Annotated in this window: 23 protein-coding genes and 1 tRNA gene; 8 read left to right on the top strand and 16 right to left on the bottom strand. The window is 67.1% G+C overall.

Features of this window, described 5'->3' with window-relative positions; genetic code table 11:
* A partial coding sequence (locus ASC46_RS09025) for a transposase (protein ID WP_055459358.1) occupies positions 1-240 on the bottom strand: 240 nt, incomplete at its 3' end.
* A gap of 135 nt (positions 241-375) precedes the next feature.
* Between ASC46_RS09025 and ASC46_RS21220 the strand changes: the two genes are divergently transcribed.
* Together ASC46_RS21220 and ASC46_RS20820 are read left to right on the top strand one after the other, a co-directional pair.
* The gene (locus ASC46_RS21220; protein WP_157672326.1) at positions 376-681 is read left to right on the top strand and encodes a hypothetical protein; all 306 of its coding nucleotides are present in this window, start codon (positions 376-378) and stop codon (positions 679-681) included.
* Positions 678-1,481 (top strand): DUF1828 domain-containing protein, encoded by an 804-nt coding sequence (locus ASC46_RS20820; protein WP_157672327.1) that lies wholly within the window; start codon positions 678-680, stop codon positions 1,479-1,481. Before ASC46_RS21220 ends, ASC46_RS20820 begins: the two co-directional genes overlap by 4 nt.
* Before the next feature lie 94 nt (positions 1,482-1,575).
* Here ASC46_RS20820 and ASC46_RS09035 read toward each other — a convergent pair.
* From ASC46_RS09035 to ASC46_RS09070, 8 genes are all read right to left on the bottom strand, one after another.
* Positions 1,576-1,651 (bottom strand) — tRNA-Phe (locus tag ASC46_RS09035).
* Positions 1,652-1,922: 271 nt separating this feature from the next.
* Positions 1,923-2,177, bottom strand: coding sequence for a DNA gyrase inhibitor YacG (yacG, locus tag ASC46_RS09040; RefSeq protein ID WP_245280511.1), 255 nt, complete (start codon positions 2,175-2,177; stop codon positions 1,923-1,925).
* 10 nt (positions 2,178-2,187) lie between these two features.
* Positions 2,188-2,829, bottom strand: a complete 642-nt coding sequence (locus ASC46_RS09045; protein WP_186438055.1) for a Maf-like protein — start codon at positions 2,827-2,829, stop codon at positions 2,188-2,190.
* 55 nt (positions 2,830-2,884) lie between these two features.
* Positions 2,885-3,103, bottom strand: coding sequence for a translation initiation factor IF-1 (infA, locus tag ASC46_RS09050; RefSeq protein WP_026014757.1), 219 nt, complete (start codon positions 3,101-3,103; stop codon positions 2,885-2,887).
* 81 nt (positions 3,104-3,184) lie between these two features.
* On the bottom strand, positions 3,185-4,060 hold the full coding sequence (gene pssA, locus ASC46_RS09055; protein WP_055458994.1) for a CDP-diacylglycerol--serine O-phosphatidyltransferase: 876 nt from the start codon (positions 4,058-4,060) through the stop codon (positions 3,185-3,187).
* A 39-nt stretch (positions 4,061-4,099) separates the two neighbouring features.
* Positions 4,100-4,813 carry a phosphatidylserine decarboxylase gene (locus ASC46_RS09060; protein WP_280949161.1) on the bottom strand — a complete coding sequence of 238 codons (714 nt, stop codon included), beginning with the start codon at positions 4,811-4,813 and terminating at the stop codon, positions 4,100-4,102.
* Positions 4,814-5,003: 190 nt separating this feature from the next.
* A complete protein-coding gene (locus ASC46_RS09065; protein WP_055458996.1) occupies positions 5,004-6,929 on the bottom strand; it encodes an ABCB family ABC transporter ATP-binding protein/permease in 1,926 nt (641 codons plus the stop codon).
* 122 nt (positions 6,930-7,051) lie between these two features.
* On the bottom strand, positions 7,052-8,509 hold the full coding sequence (locus ASC46_RS09070) for a LysM peptidoglycan-binding domain-containing protein (RefSeq protein WP_055458997.1): 1,458 nt from the start codon (positions 8,507-8,509) through the stop codon (positions 7,052-7,054).
* A 195-nt stretch (positions 8,510-8,704) separates the two neighbouring features.
* Between ASC46_RS09070 and ASC46_RS09075 the strand changes: the two genes are divergently transcribed.
* A complete protein-coding gene (locus tag ASC46_RS09075) occupies positions 8,705-9,310 on the top strand; it encodes an LOG family protein (RefSeq protein ID WP_055458998.1) in 606 nt (201 codons plus the stop codon).
* A 118-nt stretch (positions 9,311-9,428) separates the two neighbouring features.
* Here ASC46_RS09075 and cimA read toward each other — a convergent pair whose 3' ends face one another.
* Genes cimA through cysS form a run of 3 tightly spaced genes read right to left on the bottom strand, consistent with a single transcriptional unit; the run spans position 9,429 to position 13,053 of the window.
* A complete protein-coding gene (gene cimA / locus ASC46_RS09080; RefSeq protein ID WP_055458999.1) occupies positions 9,429-11,030 on the bottom strand; it encodes a citramalate synthase in 1,602 nt (533 codons plus the stop codon).
* A complete protein-coding gene (locus ASC46_RS09085) occupies positions 11,027-11,554 on the bottom strand; it encodes a GNAT family N-acetyltransferase (protein ID WP_245280512.1) in 528 nt (175 codons plus the stop codon). The genes cimA and ASC46_RS09085 overlap by 4 nt, the downstream gene beginning before the upstream one ends.
* On the bottom strand, positions 11,536-13,053 hold the full coding sequence (cysS, locus tag ASC46_RS09090) for a cysteine--tRNA ligase (RefSeq protein WP_055459001.1): 1,518 nt from the start codon (positions 13,051-13,053) through the stop codon (positions 11,536-11,538). Before cysS ends, ASC46_RS09085 begins: the two co-directional genes overlap by 19 nt.
* Positions 13,054-13,368: 315 nt before the next feature.
* On the opposite strand from cysS, the gene ASC46_RS09095 reads away from it, so the two are divergent.
* Entirely contained in the window at positions 13,369-13,701 is a 333-nt protein-coding gene (locus ASC46_RS09095) for a hypothetical protein (RefSeq protein ID WP_055459002.1), read from the top strand.
* A gap of 36 nt (positions 13,702-13,737) precedes the next feature.
* Here the strand turns inward: ASC46_RS09095 and ASC46_RS09100 are convergent, their stop codons facing one another.
* The 3 genes from ASC46_RS09100 to ASC46_RS09110 all read right to left on the bottom strand — a co-directional run bounded on the left by ASC46_RS09100 (position 13,738) and on the right by ASC46_RS09110 (position 16,247).
* Positions 13,738-14,259, bottom strand: coding sequence for a CreA family protein (locus ASC46_RS09100; RefSeq protein ID WP_055459003.1), 522 nt, complete (start codon positions 14,257-14,259; stop codon positions 13,738-13,740).
* A 390-nt stretch (positions 14,260-14,649) separates the two neighbouring features.
* A complete protein-coding gene (locus tag ASC46_RS09105) occupies positions 14,650-15,042 on the bottom strand; it encodes a VOC family protein (RefSeq protein ID WP_055459004.1) in 393 nt (130 codons plus the stop codon).
* 194 nt (positions 15,043-15,236) lie between these two features.
* A complete protein-coding gene (locus tag ASC46_RS09110) occupies positions 15,237-16,247 on the bottom strand; it encodes a fumarylacetoacetate hydrolase family protein (protein WP_055459005.1) in 1,011 nt (336 codons plus the stop codon).
* A 256-nt stretch (positions 16,248-16,503) separates the two neighbouring features.
* Here ASC46_RS09110 and ASC46_RS09115 point away from each other — a divergent pair, with 256 nt between their 5' ends.
* From ASC46_RS09115 to ASC46_RS09130, 4 genes are all read left to right on the top strand, one after another.
* Positions 16,504-17,016: a MarR family winged helix-turn-helix transcriptional regulator gene (locus tag ASC46_RS09115; RefSeq protein WP_055459006.1), complete on the top strand. Its 513-nt coding sequence runs from the start codon at positions 16,504-16,506 to the stop codon at positions 17,014-17,016.
* A 141-nt stretch (positions 17,017-17,157) separates the two neighbouring features.
* Positions 17,158-18,312 (top strand): DUF2865 domain-containing protein, encoded by a 1,155-nt coding sequence (locus tag ASC46_RS09120; protein WP_055459007.1) that lies wholly within the window; start codon positions 17,158-17,160, stop codon positions 18,310-18,312.
* Between the two features lie 732 nt (positions 18,313-19,044).
* On the top strand, positions 19,045-19,410 hold the full coding sequence (locus tag ASC46_RS09125; protein WP_055459008.1) for an ArsR/SmtB family transcription factor: 366 nt from the start codon (positions 19,045-19,047) through the stop codon (positions 19,408-19,410).
* Positions 19,407-19,940, top strand: coding sequence for an SRPBCC family protein (locus ASC46_RS09130; RefSeq protein ID WP_055459009.1), 534 nt, complete (start codon positions 19,407-19,409; stop codon positions 19,938-19,940). The genes ASC46_RS09125 and ASC46_RS09130 overlap by 4 nt, the downstream gene beginning before the upstream one ends.
* 56 nt (positions 19,941-19,996) lie before the next feature.
* Here the strand turns inward: ASC46_RS09130 and gltX are convergent, their stop codons facing one another.
* Positions 19,997-21,337, bottom strand: a complete 1,341-nt coding sequence (gene gltX / locus ASC46_RS09135; RefSeq protein ID WP_055459010.1) for a glutamate--tRNA ligase — start codon at positions 21,335-21,337, stop codon at positions 19,997-19,999.
* Positions 21,338-21,429: the final 92 nt, after the last annotated feature.

The following is a 21,429-nucleotide window of genomic DNA, read 5'->3' on the forward strand; positions in this document are numbered from 1 at the left end:
CAACCCCGCATTGTCGAGCATCGCATCCGCCAGCAGCCGCTTCAGCCTGGCATTCTCGTCCTCGAGCGCGCGCAGACGTTTCGCCTCGCTCAGCTCCAGCCCGCCATACTTGGCCTTCCACGCATAGAAAGTCGCGCTCGACATCCCGTGCTTGCGGCACAGATCCAGCACCACCGCCCCCGCATCGGCCTCCTTCAAAATGCCAATGATCTGCTCGTCCGAAAACCGCTTCCGCTTCATCCAATCCGTCCCTCTGCTGGGCCGGACTCTACTCGCAAGTGGAGGAAAAACAGGGGGTCAGGTCAGAATGCAATAAAGCTCGGACCGGCCTTCCGTTGGCGCGTTGATGGACTTGAGACGGGCGAGCGCAAATTCTTGCTTCTGACCTTCTTCCGAGCGGATCGGGAGAACTTTGGTGCTTGGCTGGCCGAACAGCACCTAAATGACGATATCTTGGTCTTGATCCGCCTTGAGGATCACGGCACTCACCCCGGGCTTCACGTTCATGTCTGCTGCGATCCAGAAACGCTACCCCCGATCGGTCGTCAGAGCTACGGGGGTATGCAGCGCCTGCCGAACCGGCACTATCGTCGGCGGGGCGCGTTCACCGAGCAAGATGCCTTGTCTCTGGCGTATGGTTTCTTCAAAGTGGCGTCCAAGACCGTTGGAGGTCTGCTGTGAATCCGGTCGACGTTCTTCAAAAAGCCCTTTGCGGCACGATCACCACGCGGCATCTCGCTGGCGGCGTGATTGCCGTCGGCACCGAATTTAGCCTCTCGGATGGGGATCGCATCGGCTTCTATGTTACAAGCGCGAATGATGGCTTTTGGATATCTGACGATGGAACGACGATTCCATTCCTGGAGGCACAAGGGATTTCGTTCGATGGGAGCACCCGAGCAAGTGCGTTATCGGAACTCCTCGCGGAATACGGGTTTTCCTTTAACGAGTCCGACGCGGAACTAATAAGCGGCCCATTTGACGAAGAGGCGCTGCCGGAAGCTGCAATGCGTTTCGTCAGTCTACGGCTTCGGCTGCAGGATTTCCTCCTGCTTCATCCAAAATCCGTCGCGAACACATTCAAAGACGACGTACGTCGAGCGATGGAAATTGCGCTTGAGGGAAAAGCCCATCTAGCGTTCGACAAAATTGTTAGCGACCATCTACCTGATATTGTTGCAGATGCCGTCGTAGAACGGCATGGCGTTACGCCAATAGCCGTTTTTTTTGGAACGAACGACATGCGCCTGACCGAGGCTCAGGTCTTACGTCTGGAAGCTAAATACCAGGCGCAAATCCCCCTTCGAGTCGTGTCGATTGTGGAGAGCCAACGGCCGACGGCGTTATCATCCCGTGTTCTTGGCCGTGCCATGAACCGGCTCGACAAGGTTCTCGTTTTTCGGGGCGAGGAACAATCAGCGATGCACGCATTAATGGAGCTGATCGGTGTCGATCTGACGATTAACAGTTTGCCCCATTAGCGCAGTATCTACGTAAACTGCGGACGGGCGTTATTCCCCTACACCCACTCCAATGTTGGAGCGCCGCAGCAATTTCTAACATGATTGGGGGAAATGGTGCCCAGAGCTGGAATCGAACCAGCGACACTGCGATTTTCAGTCGCATGCTCTACCAACTGAGCTATCTGGGCCCACGCTCGCCGCGCCTTGCGGCGCCGCTGCGGACGATGCGCTTATAGAGAGTGCGGCGGCGCCTGTCCAGCCGGGTGATGCGGAGTTCCACAGGCAGGTTGATCCCCATGGGAGAACGGCGCCGTCGATGCCGTCACGCCCGGCGCTTATCCAGGCACCCACGTCCTGTGGAAGCCCGCGACATGCTCCAAGGCGTGGATGGCCGGGACAGGCCCGGCCATGACGAGAGGACCCGGACAAGACTGAAAGGACGGTCGTCGCCGGTCGCGGTCAGTCCTCGCCGGTGCGGCGCCGATCGCCCTCGCCCGCCCCGCCGTCGTCGGGCAGGTCGTCGTCCTCGGCGGCGGGGATGGCGTAGCTGCCGCTCAGCCAGCGGTTGAGGTCCACATCGGCGCAGCGCGAGGAACAGAAGGGGCGCCAGCGCTCGACACGCGGCTTGCCGCAGATGGGACACGCCGGGGCCCTTGCCTCGTCGTTGGCCGGCTTCGTCGCGAAATCCTTGATGGTCCGAACTCCCTGAGGCATCGACGTCCCGTCACACGGCATTGAGCCAGCTGAGGCGCACGGGATAACCCTCGCCCTCCAGGATGGCGACCGTCTCCTGCAGCGGCAAGCCCACCACGGCCGTGTAGGAGCCGACGAGCTTGACGACAAAGCAGCCGGCCAGGCCCTGGATGGCGTAGCCGCCGGCCTTGCCGCGCCATTCGCCGGAGGCGAGATAGCTCTCGAGCTCGTCGCGCGACAGGTTCTTGAAGCGCACGCGCGTCTCCACCACCCGCTCGCGCAGCTTGCCGGCGGGCGTCGCGACGCAGATCCCGGTGTGGACGCGGTGCACGCGGCCGGAGAGCAGGCGCAGGCACTGTGCCGCCTCGTCCACCACCTCCGCCTTGGGCAGGATGCGCCGGCCGACGGAAACCACCGTGTCGGCGGAGACGAGGAAGGCCTCGGCCAGCTCCTCGCGCCCGCGCGCCACGGCGAGCGCAGCTTCCGCCTTCTCGCGCGCGAGGCGGCGGGCATGATCGCGCGGCTTCTCGCCCCGCCGGGGCGTCTCGTCGAGATCGGCCGGCAGGACGGCATCGGGCTCGAGCCCCGCCTGCTGCAGGAGCGCGAGCCGCCGGGGCGAGCCAGATGCCAGTATGAGCCTGGGGCGCCAGCCGCCGGCCGGGTTGGGCTTCAAGGACAAACCTCTCTCCGCATCGAACGTAGGGTCGGCCGCGCGCGGCGCGTCTGCATCACTTGAAGCGGTAGGTGATGCGCCCTTTGGTCAGATCATAGGGTGTCATCTCGACGAGGACACGGTCACCGGCAAGGACACGGATGCGGTTCTTGCGCATCTTGCCCGCCGTATGGGCGATGATTTCGTGATCGTTCTCCAGCTTCACACGAAACATCGCGTTGGGAAGCAATTCGGTGACGACCCCAGGAAACTCGAGCAGCTCTTCTTTCGACATGCTCTGACCAGCTCTGACAGCGAAACGGCGCGGAAACTAATCGAAAGGTGAAGTCTTGTGAACTGGGCCATTGGATGGATTTCACGCGCCCGCCGGCCCGCGGCGCGGTGCCTCGCCAGCGGTCTCCCCCGGCGCGGCGGCGGCTTCATCGCCCTTCGAGCGGGCAGCGTCCGCGCGCGCCATGCGGCGGTAGCGCATGACGCCCACCGGGATGAGCGCGAGATAGACGATCACGCCGATGGCGAGAACCTGGAAGGTGAAGCTGACGAGCAGCGCCGCGAAGAGAACGACGATCGCAAAGAGCGGCAGCACCTTCTCGCGCGGCACGCGGCTGCCCAGCGTCTTGCCGGCATAGGTCGGGATGCGGCTCACCATGAGGAAGGCGATGCCGACGAGATAGGCGGCGACGAAAGGGGCAGCGATTCCGTCGACCGGCAGGCCGAGCATGTAGAGATAGATCGGGAGAAGGGCACAGATGGCCCCCGCCGGCGCCGCCATGCCGACAAAGTAATTCTTCTGCCAGTCCGGCCGAGCCGGGTCGTCGATCATGACGTTGAAACGCGCAAGGCGCAGGGCCGCCGCGATGGCAAAGACGAGCGCCGCGATCCAGCCGATCGACCTGAGCTCGTGCAGCACGAAACTGTAGAGGATGAGCGCCGGCGCCACGCCGAAATTGACGAAGTCCGACAGCGAATCGAGCTCGGCGCCGAAGCGCGAGGTGCCCTTGAGCAGACGCGCCACACGCCCGTCGATACCGTCAAGGATGGCAGCGATGACGATGGCGATCATCGCCGGCTCGAGCCGCTCCTCGATGGCGAGGCGGATAGCGGTGAGACCGAGGCAGAGCGCGAGCAGGGTGATGACGTTCGGCACCAGCACGCGCAGCGGAATCGGCGTGAAGCGCCGGCGGCGCGCCTCCTCCGGATCCGGCGCGAAGGGCGGGAAAAGATCAGTCATCGCGGGTCATTCTCGGGCAAAGGCGCCACCGGCACAACCTCAGGCGCTGCGGAAGGCGCGCGGCCCCTCCTCGGACCTGAGGTCGGCGATCACTGTCTCGCCGGCGATGGTGAGCTGGCCTAGTCCGACGAGCGGCTGGATGCCCGCCGGCAGATAGACATCGACGCGCGAGCCGAACCGGATGAGGCCGAAGCGCTCGCCCGCGACGAGCGTGTCGCCCTCGTGCACGAAGCTGACGATGCGCCGGGCGACGAGCCCGGCGATCTGCACCACGCCGATGCGATGGGGGCCGGACTCGATGACGAGGCCATTGCGCTCGTTGTTCTCGCTCGCCTTGTCGAGTTCGGCGTTGATGAACAGGCCGGGCGTGTAGACGATGCGCGCGATGCGGCCGGGCACCGGGGCGCGGTTCACATGGCAGTCGAAGACGTTCATGAAGATGGAGACGCGCGTGTGCGGCTCCTCGCTCAACGCGAGCTCCGGCGGCGGCACCACCGTGGCGATGCCGCTGACGCGCCCGTCCGCCGGAGCGATGACAAGGCCGTCACGCGTCGGCGTCACACGCTCGGGATCGCGGAAGAAATAGCAGATCCAGAGCGTGATGATGAGGCCGATCCAGCCGAAGGGCGCCCACAGGTGCCCGAGGACGAGCGAGGCCACCGCGGCGATGGCGATGAAGGGATAGCCCTCCTTATGGATCGGCGTCAGCGTCTTGCGGATCGATTCGTAGATGGACATCTCTTGCTCTCGCATCGGCACTGTGCCGCCGGGACCCGGACCCTGTCCCCTTGGCGGAAGTCGTCATCCGGCCGGTGGAAGCCGGTTCCGTCATGAAAACGCAAACCCAGCAGGGGCGCGCCGTCGCGACAGCGACGCTGCTCGCAACCCGCGCCCTGCACGGGATCCGCGTGGCGCAGTGGGATGGCAGGCCTTGGACCGCCCGTCAACCCGCCGTCAGGCTCAGGCGCAGGCTTTCGCCCTCCTCCTCGGCGGCACGCTTGAGCTTCTCGCGGGCCTCGTCGGCCTCGCGCTGGCGGTTCCACATGGCGGCGTAGAGGCCGCCTGCCGCCAGCAGCCCGTCATGGGTGCCACGTTCGGCGATCACGCCCTTGTCGAGCACGATGATCTCGTCGGCGCCGACCACGGTGGAAAGGCGGTGGGCGATCACCAGCGTCGTTCGGCCGCGCGACACCCGGTCCAGCGCGTCCTGGATCTCCTTCTCGGTGAAACTGTCGAGGGCCGAGGTCGCCTCGTCGAGCACCAGGATGGGCGGGCCCTTCAGGATGGTGCGGGCGATCGCCACCCGCTGTTTCTCGCCTCCCGAGAGCTTGAGGCCGCGCTCACCGACGGGCGTGTCGTAGCCCTCCGGCAACGATCGGATGAAGGTGTCGATCTGCGCGAGGCGCGCGGCCTCTGCGACCTCGTCCTCATCCGCCTCCCAGCGGCCGTAGCGGATGTTATAGCCGATGGTGTCGTTGAACAGCACCGTGTCCTGCGGGACCATGCCGATCTTCTCGCGCAAGCTGGCCTGCTGCACGGCGGCAATGTCCTGCCCGTCGATCAGAATACGGCCGCCGCTCGGCTCGTAGAAGCGGAACAGCAGGCGCGAGATGGTCGACTTGCCGGCGCCCGAGGGGCCGACGATGGCGACCGTGCGCCCCGCCGGGACCTCGAAGGAGATGCCCTTGAGGATCTCCCGCTCCGGCACGTAGGAGAAGCGCACGTCCTCGAAGCGCACTGTGCCTTCGCCGACGGCGAGTGGCTTGGCACCGGGCCTGTCGCTCACCTCCGGGTGGCGGGCGAGGATCGAGAACATGTCGTCGATGTCGATGAGTGCCTGCTTGATCTCGCGATAGAGCATGCCCATGAAGTTGAGCGGAATGTAGAGCTGGATCAGCATGGCGTTGACCATGACGAAGCCGCCGACCGTCGTGCGGCCCGCGCGCACGTCGAACACCGCCATCACCATGGCTGCCGTCAGGCCGAGCGTGAAGATGACGGCTTGGCCAGCGTTGAGCACGGCAAGCGAGGTATAGGTCTCGATGCTGGCGCGCTCGTAACGCTCGACCGAGCGGTCGTAACGGCGGATTTCGCGCTCCTCCGCGCCGAAATACTTCACCGTTTCGTAGTTGAGCAGCGAATCCACGGCCTTGGTATTGGCATCGGTGTCCGATTCGTTCATGCGCCGGCGGATGCCGATGCGCCACTCCGTCGCCTGATAGGTGAAGGCGAGATAGACGATGACCATGACGAAGACCACGGCGGCGTAGCGCCAGTCGAACTGCAGCCAGAGGACGGCCATCACCAGCACGAATTCGATGATCGTGGGCACGAGCTGCAGCACCGCAAGGCGCACCAGTTCCTCGATGCCGGTACGGCCGCGCTCGAGGACGCGCGTCAGCCCGCCTGTCTTGCGCTCCAGATGGAAGCGCAGGGAGAGCTGGTGCATGTGCTCGAACGTCTTGAGTGCCAGGCGCCGCACGGCATTCATGGCCACCGAGGCAAAAACGCCGTCGCGCAATTGCGTGAGCGCGGCCATGAGCATGCGGGTGAGGCCGTAGAGCACCGTGAGTGTCACGGCCCCGGCCCAGAGTGGCGCCGTGGTCTGCGCGCCGGCACCCCCGAGTTCGCCGGTCAGCGCGTCCGTCGCCCATTTGAAGCTGTAGGGCATCAGGACGGTGACGATCTTCGCCGCCAGAAGGAGGGCGAAGGCGATGTAGATGCGCAGGCGCAGGTCCGCCCGGTCGTGCGGCCACAGATAGGGCCACAGCCGCACCATGGTGCCTGCGATACCCGGCCGGTGCGACGCTGCGGCAGGCCCCTGCGCGGCCGTTTCCGGCGCGGCGAGGCCGGTTGCTTGGTCAGCCATTCAGAAAGATTCCAGACAGAACGCGTCCCTCATATAGGCCCGGCTGGCCGTTTGTGCACCCTGCCGATGACAGGGTGCTGCAGCGCGCCGCGGCGTTTGCGCTCGAAGGGCCGCACCACCGCTCACCGTCGGGCGTCGCCGTTGGGCAGCACGAAAACCTGGCCGGGATAGATCAGGTCGGGATTGCGGATCTGCTCCTGATTGGCGTCGTATATCACCGTGTAGCGGATGCCGTGGCCATAGATGCGCCGGCTAATCCGCCAGAGGCTGTCGCCGCGGGAGACAACCGCGGTGCGCACCTCGGGCACCACGACGACTGCCTCGCCTCCGGCGGGCCGGGCCGCTTCGGCTGGCGCGACCTCCCCCTGCCCGGCCGGGACGCTCGATACTTCCGGCGAGGCCGGCCCGGTCGGCGCCGCCGCTCCCTGTGCGGCCGGGGCGGTGGAAACAGCCACGGCCGCTTCCGGCCCCGGCATGGTGAAGGGCACCTCGGCGCGCGACAGCACGGCTCCGGTTCCGGGATCCACATCATCGAGGCGCACGCGGTAGTCGCCCGGCGCCACGCCGCGCTCGACGGAGAAGGACAGGCGCCCGTCGGCCGGTACGTCGCCCGCCGCCAGATAGCTGTCGTTGAGATAGAGCCGCACCGTGGCGCCAGGAGCCCCGCGGCCTGACACGAAGAGCCTGCCCCCGCCTTCCACATCGACCGCATCGATGGCGACGCCGACCCGCTCGGTCGCCTGCCCTGCCGCTGGCGAATCCGCCGTCGCGGGAGTACCGGTGCCGGGCGCCGCAGGCGCCGCGCCTGCGGGCGGCTGAACCTGGTCGGCTCCGTCCCCGGCAGGCCGGGCGGGCGGCGTTTCCTGAACGCCCTGCTGAGCGTTCTGCGGCGCGACCGAAGGTGCCTGAGCGACGGTCGTCTCGGGGCGCGACAGCACCTGCGTCGGTGCGTTCGGGGTGGCGAGGGCCACCATGGGCTGCTGCTTCTTGTCGTCGGCGACGACCACCGTCACCGACTGGCCGGAGTGCTGCGTGCGCCCCTCGGCATCGGTCAGACGCAGGGTCAGTTCGAAGGTGCCGGCCGGCAGGGCCGGCGGTGTCATGGCGAACTGGCCCGCTGCATCGGTCGACGCCTCGGCGAAGGGCTCGCCGTTGCGCAGGAGCTCGACCTTGCCGTTGGGCGCGGCGCGGCCGGCGATGACGGCCTCGCCGCTCGGCTCGACGCGGACGATATCGAAGGATGGCACGACGGGCTGCGAGGCTGCCGGCGCCTGCGGCGCTGCCGGCTGCGCTTCGGCATGCTGCTGCGCCTTGCCCGCCTCCGGGTTCTGGACCGCACCACCCCTGGTCGCCTCGCCGTTGGCCGTGTCGTCCTTGGGCTCATCGCCGGAAGGCCTGTCGCCGGTCGTCGTCGGTGCAGCGGGCGCGCCCCGGCCGGGTACATCGGTTGCGACGACGGGCAAATCACGCTGCGCCCGCTGCCCGGCCTCTCGCGGAATACCGAAAAGATAGACGATGAGTCCCAGGGCGATCACCCCTGCGACCGCAATGGCAACTTGCGAGTTGCGGGACAGGACCATATGCGACGAACCCCCGATTATCCGATTGCCCAAGCTAGCGGCGTTGACATGCGCTCGCCATATCCTTCTGAGCCGGCGGCACGTTTGCGCTCTCCGGCGACAGTGCTTGCCACATCAACCTTGCCTGTGCCGTTCCGGAACATCTCACGCTTCGTGACTTGACCGGAAGCGCCGGGACAAGCAAACCCCTAGGTCATGAGCAAGATTCGATCCATTTGCGTCTACTGCGGTTCGGCGGCCGGGGACGAGCCTGCCCATGCGGCTGCGGCAAAAACACTCGGCGCAGCCATGGCCGAGAAGGGCATCGGCCTCGTCTACGGCGGCGGCAACATCGGCCTCATGGGCACCGTGGCGCGCGCCGTCCTGGATGCAGGCGGGCGCGTGACAGGCATCATTCCCGAATTCCTCAAGAAGCGCGAGGTGATGCTGACGGACGCGCAGGAGACGATCGTCGTCCCCGACATGCATACGCGCAAGCGCATGATGTACGAGCGGGCGGACGCCTTCGTCGCCATGCCGGGCGGCATCGGCACGCTGGAGGAACTCGTCGAACAGCTCACCTGGGCCCAGCTCGGCCAGCATCGCAAGCCGGTCCTGCTGCTCAACACGCGGGACTTCTGGCGCCCGCTGCTGCAGCTGTTCGCCCACATGCGCAACGAAGGCTTCATCCGCCCCGGCTTCGAAGTGTCCTATCTCGTCGCCGAGAAGGTGGGCGACGTGATACCGATGATCGAGCAAGCGGCTGCCCGCGTCAGCGACGAGGAGCGGGAAGCCAAGATGCCGCTCGGCGAGCGGTTCTGAGGAGCCGCTCCACGCGTCATGGCCGGGCTCGTCATGGCCACCCAAATCACTGACAGCATCAAGGTTCCAGAGGCACGGATGCCCGCGACAAGCGCTGGCATGACGGTGGGGCGTGCCCTCACTCCCTCCCCGCGCCGCTCCTGACGAGCTTGTAGACGACCGAATCCGTCAGGGCCTGGAAAGAGGCATCGATGATGTTGGCCGAGACGCCGACGGTGCACCAGCGTTCGCCGGTCTCGTCGCCGGATTCGATGAGCACGCGCGTCACGGCGTCCGAGCCGCCCTGGAAGATGCGCACCTTGTAGTCGACAAGTTCCAGGCCCTCGATGAAGCGCTGGTACTTCCCGAGGTCCTTGCGCAGGGCGAGGTCGAGGGCGTTGACGGGGCCATTGCCCTCGGCGGCGGAAATGAGGATCTCGTCGCCCACCTTCACCTTGACGATGGCCTCGGCCACGGTGACGAGTTCGCCGATGGCATTGTAGCGTCGCTCCACGTTGACGCTGAAGCGCTCCACCATGAAGAACTCCGGCACCTCGCCGAGCACGCGCTTGGCGAGCAGGAAGAAGGATGCGTCCGCCCCTTCGTAGGCATAGCCTTGGGCCTCCTTCTCCTTCACCGCCTCGAGCAGGCGGGAGATGCGCGGGTCGGCACGGTCGACATGGAGCCCGACGCGCTCCAGACCGGCAAGCAGGTTGGACCGGCCGGCCTGATCGGAGACGAGCACCTGCCTGGCGTTGCCGACGCTCTCCGGCGCCACGTGCTCGTAGGTGCGCGGATCCTTCAGCACGGCCGAGGCGTGGATACCAGCCTTGGTGGCGAAGGCGCTCGCGCCGACATAGGGCGCGTGGCGGTTCGGCGCGCGGTTGAGGATCTCGTCGAGCGCGCGCGAGAGCTGGGTGATACCTGCCAAAGCCTCCTCGTCGACGCCGATCTCGAAGCGGTCGGCGAAGCCCGCCTTCAGCTTCAGCGTCGGGATGAGGCTGATGAGATTGGCGTTGCCGCAGCGCTCGCCGAGACCGTTGAGCGTGCCCTGCACCTGCCGCACCCCGGCGTTCACCGCGGCGAGCGAATTGGCGACGGCGCAGCCCGTGTCGTCGTGGGCGTGGATGCCGAGATGGTCGCCCGGCACGTGGCGCGCCACATCGGCGACGATGGCAGCGACTTCCTCCGGCAAGGTGCCGCCGTTGGTGTCGCACAGCACCACCCAGCGCGCGCCGGCCTCATAGGCCGCCTTGGCGCAGGCGAGCGCATAGTCGCGGTTGGCCTTGTAGCCGTCGAAGAAATGCTCGCAGTCGAGCATCACCTCGCGCCCGGCGGCCCTCGCCGCGGCGACGCTCTCGCGGATGCCGGCGAGGTTCTCCTCGAGGCTCGTCTCCAGCGCCACGGTGACCTGGTAGTCCCAGGACTTGGCGACGAAACAGATAGTGTCGGCCTTCGCCTCCAGCAGCGCCGCCACGCCCGGATCGTTGGCGACGGAGCGGCCGGCGCGCTTCGTCATGCCGAAGGCGGCGAACTTCGCGCGTTCCGTGCGCCTCGCCGCGAAGAACTCGGTATCGAGCGGGTTGGCGCCGGGATAGCCGCCTTCCACATAGTCGATGCCCAGCTTGTCGAGCAGGCCCGCGATGAGGCGCTTGTCCTCCAGCGAGAAGTCGACGCCCGTGGTCTGGGCGCCGTCGCGCAGGGTGGTGTCGTAGAGATAGACGCGCTCTCGCGTTGTCATGAGGCTGGTCCTTCCCCTGCCGCCGGCAGGGCTTTTTCCATGCGGGTGCTGCCGAGCCATTCCTCGCCGCGCATGACCGTGTTGCGGTGCTGCGCGAGATAGCCGCGCCGTTCGAAGAAAGGCCGCGCCGCATCGCTCGCATCCGTCGTCAGGCGCTTCACCGCGCGGGCGCCGGCGAGCTTCTCCAGCGCGTCGCACAGGGCGTTGCCGACACCCTGGCGGGCGAATTCGGGATGCACGTAGATCATGTCGATGTGATCGGCGCCCTTGAGTGCAGCGAAGCCCACCGGCATGCCGCCGATGGTGGCGACGATGGTCAGCATGCCGGCGAGCATGGTGCCGAAGGCCGCCTCGTCGTCGGCGAGCATCATCCACGCTTCCTGCTGCGCCTCGCTGTAATCCTCGCCCGCCAGTTCCTCGATACTGGCGCGGAAGATCAAGGCGAGCTCCGGCACGTCGGCCGGCAGGAAGGGCCGGAGCGCGGGAGCGGGCAGCGCCTGGGCGCTCATCGGATGATCTTCCATTCTGTGATCGGCTCTCCGGTCGCAGGATCTTTCCCGTCCTTGGCGGCGAAGCCCATCTTCGCCAGTTCATCGCGGAGACGGTCTGACTCGGCCCAATTCTTGGCTCTCCTTGCAACGAGGCGAGCGTCCATCAGGGCCTTGATTTCCGGGGTCGCCACCAATTCGGCCGCAGCCGCTCGAACTGCAGCTTCGCCATGGGAAGACAGCAACTTGCCGACGTCAAAACCTAGCAATGACAGCGAACCGTGAAGGACGCAGGCCGCACTGAAATCGCCCTTCCGTGCATCCGCGGCAAGACCATGCAAGTCAGCAATCACCTGCGGCGTATTGAGATCGTCGCACAAAGCGTCGATCACTTCAGGCGCAGGCGCATAGTCGTGAGTGAATGCCGTCTGATTCAACTCAAGAACGTTGGCCCACCCGCGCAGCGTCTTCTCCGCCTCCTCCAGCGCCTTTACCGTCCAGTCGATCGGCTGGCGGTAGTGCGTGCGCAGCATGGCGAGGCGCAGCACCTCACCCGGCCAGGAGCGGCCGCCGAAGCTATCTGTCGCGAGCAACTCGTTGATCGTGACGAAGTTGCCGAGCGACTTCGACATCTTCTCGCCTTCGACCATGAGGAAGCCGTTGTGCAGCCAGAAGTTGGCCATGCGGCCGGTGTCGAAGGCGCAGCAGCTCTGGGCGATCTCGTTCTCATGGTGCGGGAAGACGAGATCGATGCCGCCGCCGTGGATGTCGAAGACGTTCTTCATCGGGTCTTCGCAGGCGAGGCCGCCGCCGAAGGGCTCGAGAAGCTTCGCCATGGCCATGGCCGAGCACTCGATGTGCCAGCCCGGCCGGCCCTTCGCCGCGATGCCGCAGGGGCTCTCCCACCCCGGCTCGCCCTCCTTCGAGGGCTTCCACAGGACGAAATCCATCGGGTCGCGCTTGTACGGCGCGACGTCGACGCGCGCGCCCGCCAGCATCTCGTCGAGCGAGCGGCGGGCGAGCGTGCCGTATTTCGGCGCCTTGCCGCGCGCGTCCATGGCGCCCGGGGAGAAGAGCACGTGGTCCTCGGCCACATAGGCGACGCCGCGGGCGACGAGCCGCTCGATGATGGCCTTCATCTCCTCGATGTGGCCCGTAGCGCGCGGCTCCGCGCTCGGCGGAAGGACGCCGAAGGCGGCGATGTCGGCGTGGAACTGCGCCTCGGTCTTCTCCGTGACCTTCGCGATGGCCTCGTTGAGCGGCAGGTCCGGATAGTCGCGGGCGGCGCGGGCGTTGATCTTGTCGTCCACGTCCGTGATGTTGCGGACGTAGGTGACGTGGTTTTCCCCATAAATGTGCCGCAGCAGGCGGAACAGCACGTCGAAGACGATGACGGGCCGTGCGTTGCCGATATGGGCATAGTCGTAGACCGTCGGACCGCACACATACATGCGCACGTTCGCCGGATCGATGGGGCGGAAGTCTTCCTTGGTGCGCGTCAGCGTGTTGTGGAGCCGCAACGTCTCTTGAGACATGGATAATGATCTCCTAGCCGCCGGCAGGGAGGGCAATCCGATCTTTGCGAGAGAACAGGACGGCTCCAGCCAGCGGAAACGCTAGCTGCAAATAATGATCGGGCGAATGATCGCGGTGGCCGTCGTCATGGCCGTGATGTTTGCCTTTTCGGCGAGAATCCGTCAAGAGACCTCCGCCGTGAATGCGCGGCCCGCACTCCGCTGTGCGGCGGCGCACCTCGCCCCACGGAACTTTCAGGCTTTGTTCAGCTTCATCATGGAGAGTGCCTTCGGGCCTCGTCCCAACCCACCGTCGCCGACAACAGACACGTCCCCATGCGCCGCGCCTTCGTCCTGACCGGTCTTGCCGCCCACCTCATCGCGCTCGCCCTCCTCCTGCCCGCCGCCGTGACGGCACAGCCGGCGGACGAGGCGACGTTCATCATCCCGGCGAGCGACGGCTACGGCGTCGCAGAATGCCTCGCCACGGGCGACGATTGCGCGGCCGGCGTGGCGCAGGCCTGGTGCACGGCCCAGGGCTACGCCCGCGCGACGCATTTCGGTGTGGTCGACCGCCGGGAGGCAACCGGTTCGCTGAAGGAAGAGGTGGCCGTGACGAGCCGCCGGGGCGCGCCGTCCGTCTCCATCACCTGCTCGGTCGCGCCCTGAGCGGGACGCCTGCGATCCTGGCAAGCCGGGCCAGCGTCAGCTCTTCAGCCAGTCGGCGCAGCGCGGCGCCTCGCTGTCGCCCCAGGGCATGATGGGTACGCTCGAGGTGGAGTTCTTCGGCGAACCCTCGATGATCCTGTCGGAATAGACGAGATAGACGAGCACGTTGCGCTTGACGTCGCAGCCGCGAACGATCTGCATGCGCTTGAACACGAGCGAGCGGCGCTCGCTGAAGACGACCTCGCCCTGCTCGAACTTGCCCTTGAAGCTGATCGGGCCCACCTGCCGGCACGACAGGGAGATGTCCGACACCTCCTCGGCGACCCCGAACATGCCCTTGACGCCGCCGCGCTCGGGCAAGGTGTAGTGGCAGGCAACGCCATCGGCCACGGGGTCGTCGATGCCATAGACGGCGAGCTTGTCGTCCGGCGTCAGCATCTTCCACACGGTCGATTTCTTGAAGATGAGGTCGGGGCCGTCCGCCCGCGCCGGCACCGCGGCCGCGACGATCACCGCCGCTCCCGCCGCGGCTGCCATGAGAAACCGACGAAACGCCATGCATGCCCTCCTGCAGAACTGCAGGATCATATGGGCAGCGCATCCGCCCCGCACCAGCCTCTGCCGACGCCATCGCAGAATCACATCGGAAAAAATCTAAACTATTGATTTTGTTTGATTTTATTCCTCTACGACGCTAGCCCTGCGGACGGGAGACAGGCAGAATGACCCTCAAGCAGCCAAGGAGCCATGCATGACGGGAACGTTCGAGATCGTATCGCCGCGGCGTGTTGCACGGGCAGAATGGATTCTCTGCCTGGCCGCCAGCGTCATTGCAGCCGCCGGCCTCGCACTCGTGCCGCACCAGCGCTCCGCCGGCCCGCAACTGACGGTGACGCGGCCGCTACCGACCGCCTTCCCCGTCCAGCCGCGCCTGAGGCTCGTCCCGCCTCAGGCGGGTGCGTGGCAGACGCAGCAGATCTTGTGGCCGTCGAGATCGCGGATGTAAGCCCCGTAGTAGTCCGGGTGATAGTGAGGCCGGAGACCGGGTGCTCCTTCGTCGCTCGCGCCCGCCCCGAGAGCCGTGCGGTGGAACGCGTCCACCATGACCCGCGAGGACGCGGCGAAAGCAACCGTGACGCCGTTGCCGACGGTGGGCACGCGACCGTCGATCGGCCGGCCGATCCAGAACTGCGGGAGGCTTTCCGGGCCGGCAGCATAGCCGAGCCAGCCGTGCGCGCGCTCGTCGAACTGGCATGCGATGCCGAGCACCGCGAGCACGGTGTCGTAGAAGCCCTTGGCGCGTTCGATATCGGACGTTCCCAGCGTGACGTGGCTCAGCATGTCGTCTCCTCGCTTATGGGTCGGCAGGATGCCGGTGCATGGACGCTCTAGCGCACCGGGCTTGATCGCGGTTGCGGATTTGCGCGCACCGTCGGCGGGACCGGCGGAGTTCGTCCGCCGCCAGTCTCGCGCGCTTTAGCCGATGCAACCGACAGTAACTGTCCCGGAGCCTGCGTTGCACAGCGCCCGAGCGATCAATCCGGCGCGCGGACCTGCTGCTCGATCGCTCCGAAGATGGAATGGCCGGCGGCATCGCGCATCTCGATGCGGACGGTATCGCCGAAGCGCAGGAAGGGCGTATGCGGCTCGCCGCGGAGGATCGTTTCCACCATGCGCTGCTCGGCGATGCAGGAATAGCCGCGCCCGCCGTCCGCGACAGGGCGCCCCGGCCCGCCGTCGCGGTCCCGGTTCGACACCGTGCCGGAGCCGATGATGGTGCCGGCACCGAGGCGCCGCGTCCTTGCGGCATGGGCGATCAGCGTCGGAAAATCGAAGGTCATGTCCTCGCCGGCGTTCGGGCAGCCGAAGGCCTTGCCGTTGACGTAGGAGGACAGGGCAAGATGCAGCCGCCCGCCGTCCCACGCCGGGCCGAGTTCGTCCGGCGTCACGGCCACCGGCGAGAAGGCGGACGAGGGCTTCGACTGGAAGAAGCCGAAGCCCTTGGCGAGTTCCCCGGGCACGAGGGCGCGCAGGGAGACGTCGTTGACGAGCATGACGAGCCGGATGAGCCCGCGCGCCGCCGCCGCATTGCTGCCCATCGGCACGTCGCCCGTGACAACGGCGACCTCCGCCTCGAAGTCGATGCCCGAAGCCTCGTCAGCCACCACGATAGCCTCGCGCGGGCCAAGAAGTGCATCGGAGCCACCCTGGTACATCAGCGGGTCTTCCCAGAACGACGCCGGCATCTCGGCACCGCGCGCCTGACGCACCAGTGCGACGTGATTGACATAGGCCGAGCCGTCCGCCCACTGGAAGGCGCGCGGCAGCGGCGCCGCGCAATCATGCTCGTGGAAGCGGAAGGCGGGCACCGAGCCGTGCTCGAGCTGCTCGGCGAGATCCGCGAGGGGCGGCGCGGCGCGCTCCCAGTCGTCGAGCGCCGCCTGCAGGGTCGGAGCGATGAAAAAGGCATCGGTGGCGCGGGTGAGATCCTTCGAGACGACGACGAGGCGGCCGTCGCGGCCGTGCTTGAGCGAGGCGAGTTTCATCTGCTTCGTTTCCTCCCCGGCGAGAACCGTCGCCGACGCGGCTTCTTGCGGATGCACAGCTTAACCCGGTTCGGCGCCGTGCGCGCCGTGTCTCTCGTGCTGCACGCCTTGCCGAGCTTTGCAGCGCCCGCCATCTCGGGTATTCGATCAAATCCTCAGATCTTTCGGGCTGCGCAAAGAGGCAGCGGACGAACGCTGTATGCTGCGCGCGTGACCAACGGACGGGCGACCGGCAAGAGGCAACGACCTGTAGCACATGAAAGCGATTTCGACGGATCCGGCGGCCACCGCCTCGCCTGCGAGGCAGGTCAGGCTCGCGCTCTCCACCTTCCTGCCCTACCGGCTCAACGTCGTGGCCCAGCTGGTGGCCGAGGCGCTGGCCGAGAGCTATGCGGAAACCTTCGGGCTCGGCATCCCCGAGTGGCGCGTCATCGCCACGCTCGGCGAGTATGACGAGATGACGGCGCGCGACATCGGTCGCCACAGCCGCATGCACAAGACGAAGGTGTCACGCGCCATCAGCGCGCTGGACGAGCGCGGGCTCATCGACCGGCGCTCCAACGAGGAGGACCGGCGCGAGGCCTTCGTCTCACTGTCGCGCGAGGGCCGGGAAACCTATGCTGCCATCGTGCCGATCGCGCTCGGCTTCGCGGAGCGGCTGACCGACGGCGTCCCGCAGGAGGACCTCGCCGCCTTCGGCCGCGTCATCGAGCACCTCATGCAGCGCTGCGCCGCCCTGCACGAAGAGCCGCCGGCGATTGATCAGTGAGACGCGCTCGGCTAAGCCATTGACGAGTGCCCGCCGCCGTCCGCATGGCTCCAGACGGCGCCGCGACACACTTTGGTCGATGTCTCGTTGTCCTAATTCGCCGGTTCCACGTCCGCTGTCCCGCCGCCCCGAGAAGGATCGATGGTTGCTCGCTCACTGAAGTTCGCTGTTGCGACCGTCGTCTTCGTCGTCGCCGCCACCTCCGCACTCGCGCAATCGCCGGTCTGCGACCGCTACCGGGCCGAACTCGCCTCCCTGCAGGCGGGGCCAGACCCTCGTGCGCGCCAGTACGAGACGGCGGCTCGGCGCCAGCGGCAGGAACTCGACCGCACGCGCGCCTATTTCGACCAGCTCGGCTGCAGCCGGGGCCGCTTCCTGTTCTTCGGCGATGCGCCGCCGCCCGAGTGCAACGGCCTGGCCGGCCGCATCAGACAGATGGAGAACAATCTCGAGCAGCTGCTGGCCACCGCCGACCGTCTCGGCGGCGGGCCGGGCGTCGAGCAGCGTCGCCGACACCTGCAAGGGATGATCGCCCGCGAGTGTCAGCCGGGTGGGCGCCCGCGCGGCTTCTTCGAAAGCCTCTTCGGTGGCGGCCTGCCCCCGGATGAGCCGGTGCCCGAGATGACCGAGGTACCCCTCGACGAGGCTCAGCGCTTCGGTGGCTCGCGCGCCGTCTGCGTGCGCACCTGCGACGGTTATTTTTTCCCGCTCGGAGCGAGCCCCGGCGGGCGCGAGGGTGGACGCAGCATGTGCCAGGCGCTGTGTCCCGGCGCCGCGACCGATCTCTATTTCATGCCGCAGGGCGGCGCCATCGAGCAGGCCGCGAGTTGGTCCGGCCAGCCCTACACGGCGATGCCCAACGCCGGCCGCTACAAGAAGACCTTCGACCCGGCCTGCAGCTGCAAGAGCCAGAACGAGACTTGGGCCGAGGTGCTGCAGCGGGCCGAGCAAATGATCGAGGGCCGCAAGGGCGACATCATCGTCACGGCCGAGAAGGCCGAGGAACTGTCGCGGCCCAAGCAGGAGGCGCCGCAGCGCAGCCGCACGCAAGAGGCCAAGAAGCCGGCGGATGCGGAAGAAGAAGCGGGCGAATCGGCGAGCGCCCTGCCCACGGGCTCGAGCGAATCGTCGGGCATCGATGCCGGCGCCATCGAGGACACCGGGCCGACGGTGGATCAGCACGAGGGTCCCACGCAGGACGTCACCCGCCCCGACGGCGTGCGCACCCGCGTGCGCATCGTTGCCCCGAACGTCGTCGCCGTGCCAAAGGTCGAAGGGCCGGTGCCGAACAGGTAGGACTGCCTGCCCTGCCCCTGCCCTTGGGGCATGTCAGATCTTGGGGCATGCCCGGTCTTGGCGCAGTCCGGTCTTGGGGCAGTCCGGTCTTGGGGCAGTCCGTCATGCTCGCGCTCGTCGCGGGCATCCACGTCGCAAACGCCGGCGCTTGGGCGGGCAGTCGTGGATGGCCGCGACGAGCGCGGCCATGACGGTGGAAAGGCGGGCGCGCCTCTTCCAAGGCCTGCGCGCTCGTGGAGCCGCATGTGCCGCTCCCCGGCGGCACCGAAGGTCACGTGCCCTATTCTGCCGACCGGGTGACCTCCTGCGCCGTTCTTGAAGGGCGCTGTCCGCATGCGTGAGAGGATGCCGCCAGCTTTCGGGCGGCGGGACCGAATGTACGGCATTGCCGTTGTCTTCCCACCGGCTCCCCCGTCATGCCCGCGCTCGTCGCGGGCATCCACGCCGCAACGCTGGCGCTTGGGCGGGCAGTCGTGGATGGCCGCGACGAGCGCGGCCATGACGGCGGGGGTGTTGCGCCGGGAGCGTCTCGGCCGGAGCGTCTTGGCCGGAGCGTCTTGGCCGGAGCGTCTTGGCCGGGCTCGTCCCGGCCATCCACGCCTTTGAACTTGCGCGACTTTTCAAGGCACACATACCAACAAGGGGGCAGGCATGCTCCAGCGGCTCGACCGCCACGCGAGGTCATTCAACCTGTCGGTTGACAGTTAATCTGCGTACCCTATATTCAACCCTATGGTTGAATTAAACGCACCCCAACTCGACACCGTCTTCCACGCTCTCGGCGATGCTACGCGCCGGCACATGCTGCACGCGCTTGCCGGCGGCGAACGCACGGTCGGCCAGCTCGCCGAGCCTTTCGCCATCTCGCTCGCAGCGGCCTCGAAACATATCAAGGCGCTGGAGAATGCCGGGCTCATCCGGCGCGAGATCAGGGGCCGCACGCATGTGTGCCGCCTCGATCCCGGGCCGCTCGCCAGCGCCCATCACTGGCTGAGCTTCTACGAGCGCTTCTGGACAGGACGTCTCGATGTGCTCGAGATGCTCCTGCGCGCGGAGGACGCCGGCCGCTCCCCCACCCCCGAAGGAGAGGAACAATGACCGAGCAAGCCACCCTCGACGCCTATGGCATGCTGACCGAACCGGCCACGCTCAAGATCCAGCGTCTTCTGCCGGGCCCAGTGGAACGCATCTGGGCCTATCTCACGGAGAGCGACCTCAGGCGCCGCTGGCTCGCGGCCGGAGACATGGAAATGAGGGTCGGCGCGCCCTTCGAGTTCGTCTGGCGCAACGATGAGCTGACGGATCCGCCGGGCCAGCGGCCATCCGGCTATTCGGAAGAGCACCGGATGCAGAGCCGCCTCACGGAGGTCGATCCGCCCCGCCGACTATCCTTCACCTGGAACGGTAGCGGCGATGTCACCTTCGAACTCGAGCCGCAAGGCGAGGCGGTGCTGCTCACCGTCACCCACCGCCGGCTGCCCGACCGCTCGAGCCTGCTCAAGGTCAGCGCCGGCTGGCACATGCATCTCGACATTCTGGTCGCCCGCGCTTCGGGCACGGAACCCACACCGTTCTGGGACAGCTGGCAGCGCCTGCAGCAGGATTACGACCGCCGGCTGCCCGCCTGAAGCCCATCGCGACGAGATGCAATCCGATCGGGGTCCGGGCCCGACAGGAGCCTTCGTCAGGCCGTGCGGCCCTCGAGCCGCGCGGCCGCCTTGTCCCGGCCGATGAGCGGCAGCAGCGCCGCGAGTTCCGGCCCGTGGTCGAGGCCGGTGAGCGCCTGCCTGAGCGGCATGAAGAGTGCCCTGCCCCGGGCACCGGTCTCGGCCTTCACCTGATCCGTCCAGCCCTTCCAGGTCGCCCCGTCCCACGGCTCGTCCGGCAGAAGGGCGCGCGCCTTGGCGACGAGCGCCGCGTCCGTCACGACGGGCGCGATCTCGCCGGCGACCACCTCCCACCACGTCGCCACATCCGCCAGGCGCACGAGGTTGCCGCGCACCGCTTCCCAGAAGGCGGCGCCGCCACCGACCCCGAGCGCCGCCAGACGCGGCCGGGCCTCATCGTAGGGCATCGCGTGCAGCAGCCTGGCATTGAGGCCGTCGAGCTCGGCCTCGTCGAACTTGGCCGGCGCATGCGACAGGCGGCCGAGATCGGCAAGACCGGCGAGTTCGTCGAGAGAGGCGACGGGCCTGACAGACTCCGCCGAGCCGACGAGCACGGCAAGGCTCGCAACAGCCATCGGCTCGAGACCGCCATCCCGCAGACCCTTGAGCGAGAGATGGCCGAGACGCTTCGACAGCCCTTCGCCGCTCGCCGTGGTGAGCAGGTTGTGGTGGCCGAAGGCCGGCACCGTGCCGCCCAGCGCCTCGATGATCTCGATCTGCACCGCGGTGTTGGTCACATGGTCCTCGCCACGCACCACATGCGTGATGCCGAGGTCGAGATCGTCGACGACGGACGGCAAAGTGTAGAGATAGGTGCCGTCCTCGCGCCGCAGCACGGGGTCGGAGAGGGAGGCACAGTCGACGTGACTGTCGCCGCGCACGAGGTCGTTCCAGTGGACGACGCGGTGTTCGAGCAGGAAACGCCAGTGCGGCCGCCGCCCCTCGGCCTCCAGCTTCGCCTTGTCCTCCGCCGTCAGCTTCAGCGCGGCCCGGTCGTAGACCGGCGGCAGGCCACGGCCGAGCTGGCGCTTGCGGCGGCGCTCGAGCTCTTCCGGCGTCTCGTAGCAGGGGTAGAGGCGGCCCGCGGCGATGAGCCTGTCCACCGCCGCATCGTAGAGCGCCGTGCGCTCCGACTGGCGCACGGTGACGTCCGGCACAATGCCGAGCCAGGCGAGGTCCTCGACAATGCCGTCGGCAAATTCCCGCGTCGAGCGCGCGAGATCGGTATCGTCAAGGCGCAGGACGAAACGCCCCCCCTCCCGCCGCGCCAGGAGATAGTTGAGCAGCGCCGTGCGCGCGTTGCCGATATGCAGGCGGCCGGTGGGCGACGGGGCGAAGCGGACGACGGGAGCGGGCATCAGATGGACCTTATAGGCTTGCCGCCGCAATGCTCGAAGCGAACGGCAGGACAAGTGGCTTATATCAAATATTGGACTTCGCCATCGTCATG

The organism is Chelatococcus sambhunathii (genome assembly GCF_001418005.1).
Classification (GTDB): Bacteria; Pseudomonadota; Alphaproteobacteria; order Rhizobiales; family Beijerinckiaceae; genus Chelatococcus_A; species Chelatococcus_A sambhunathii.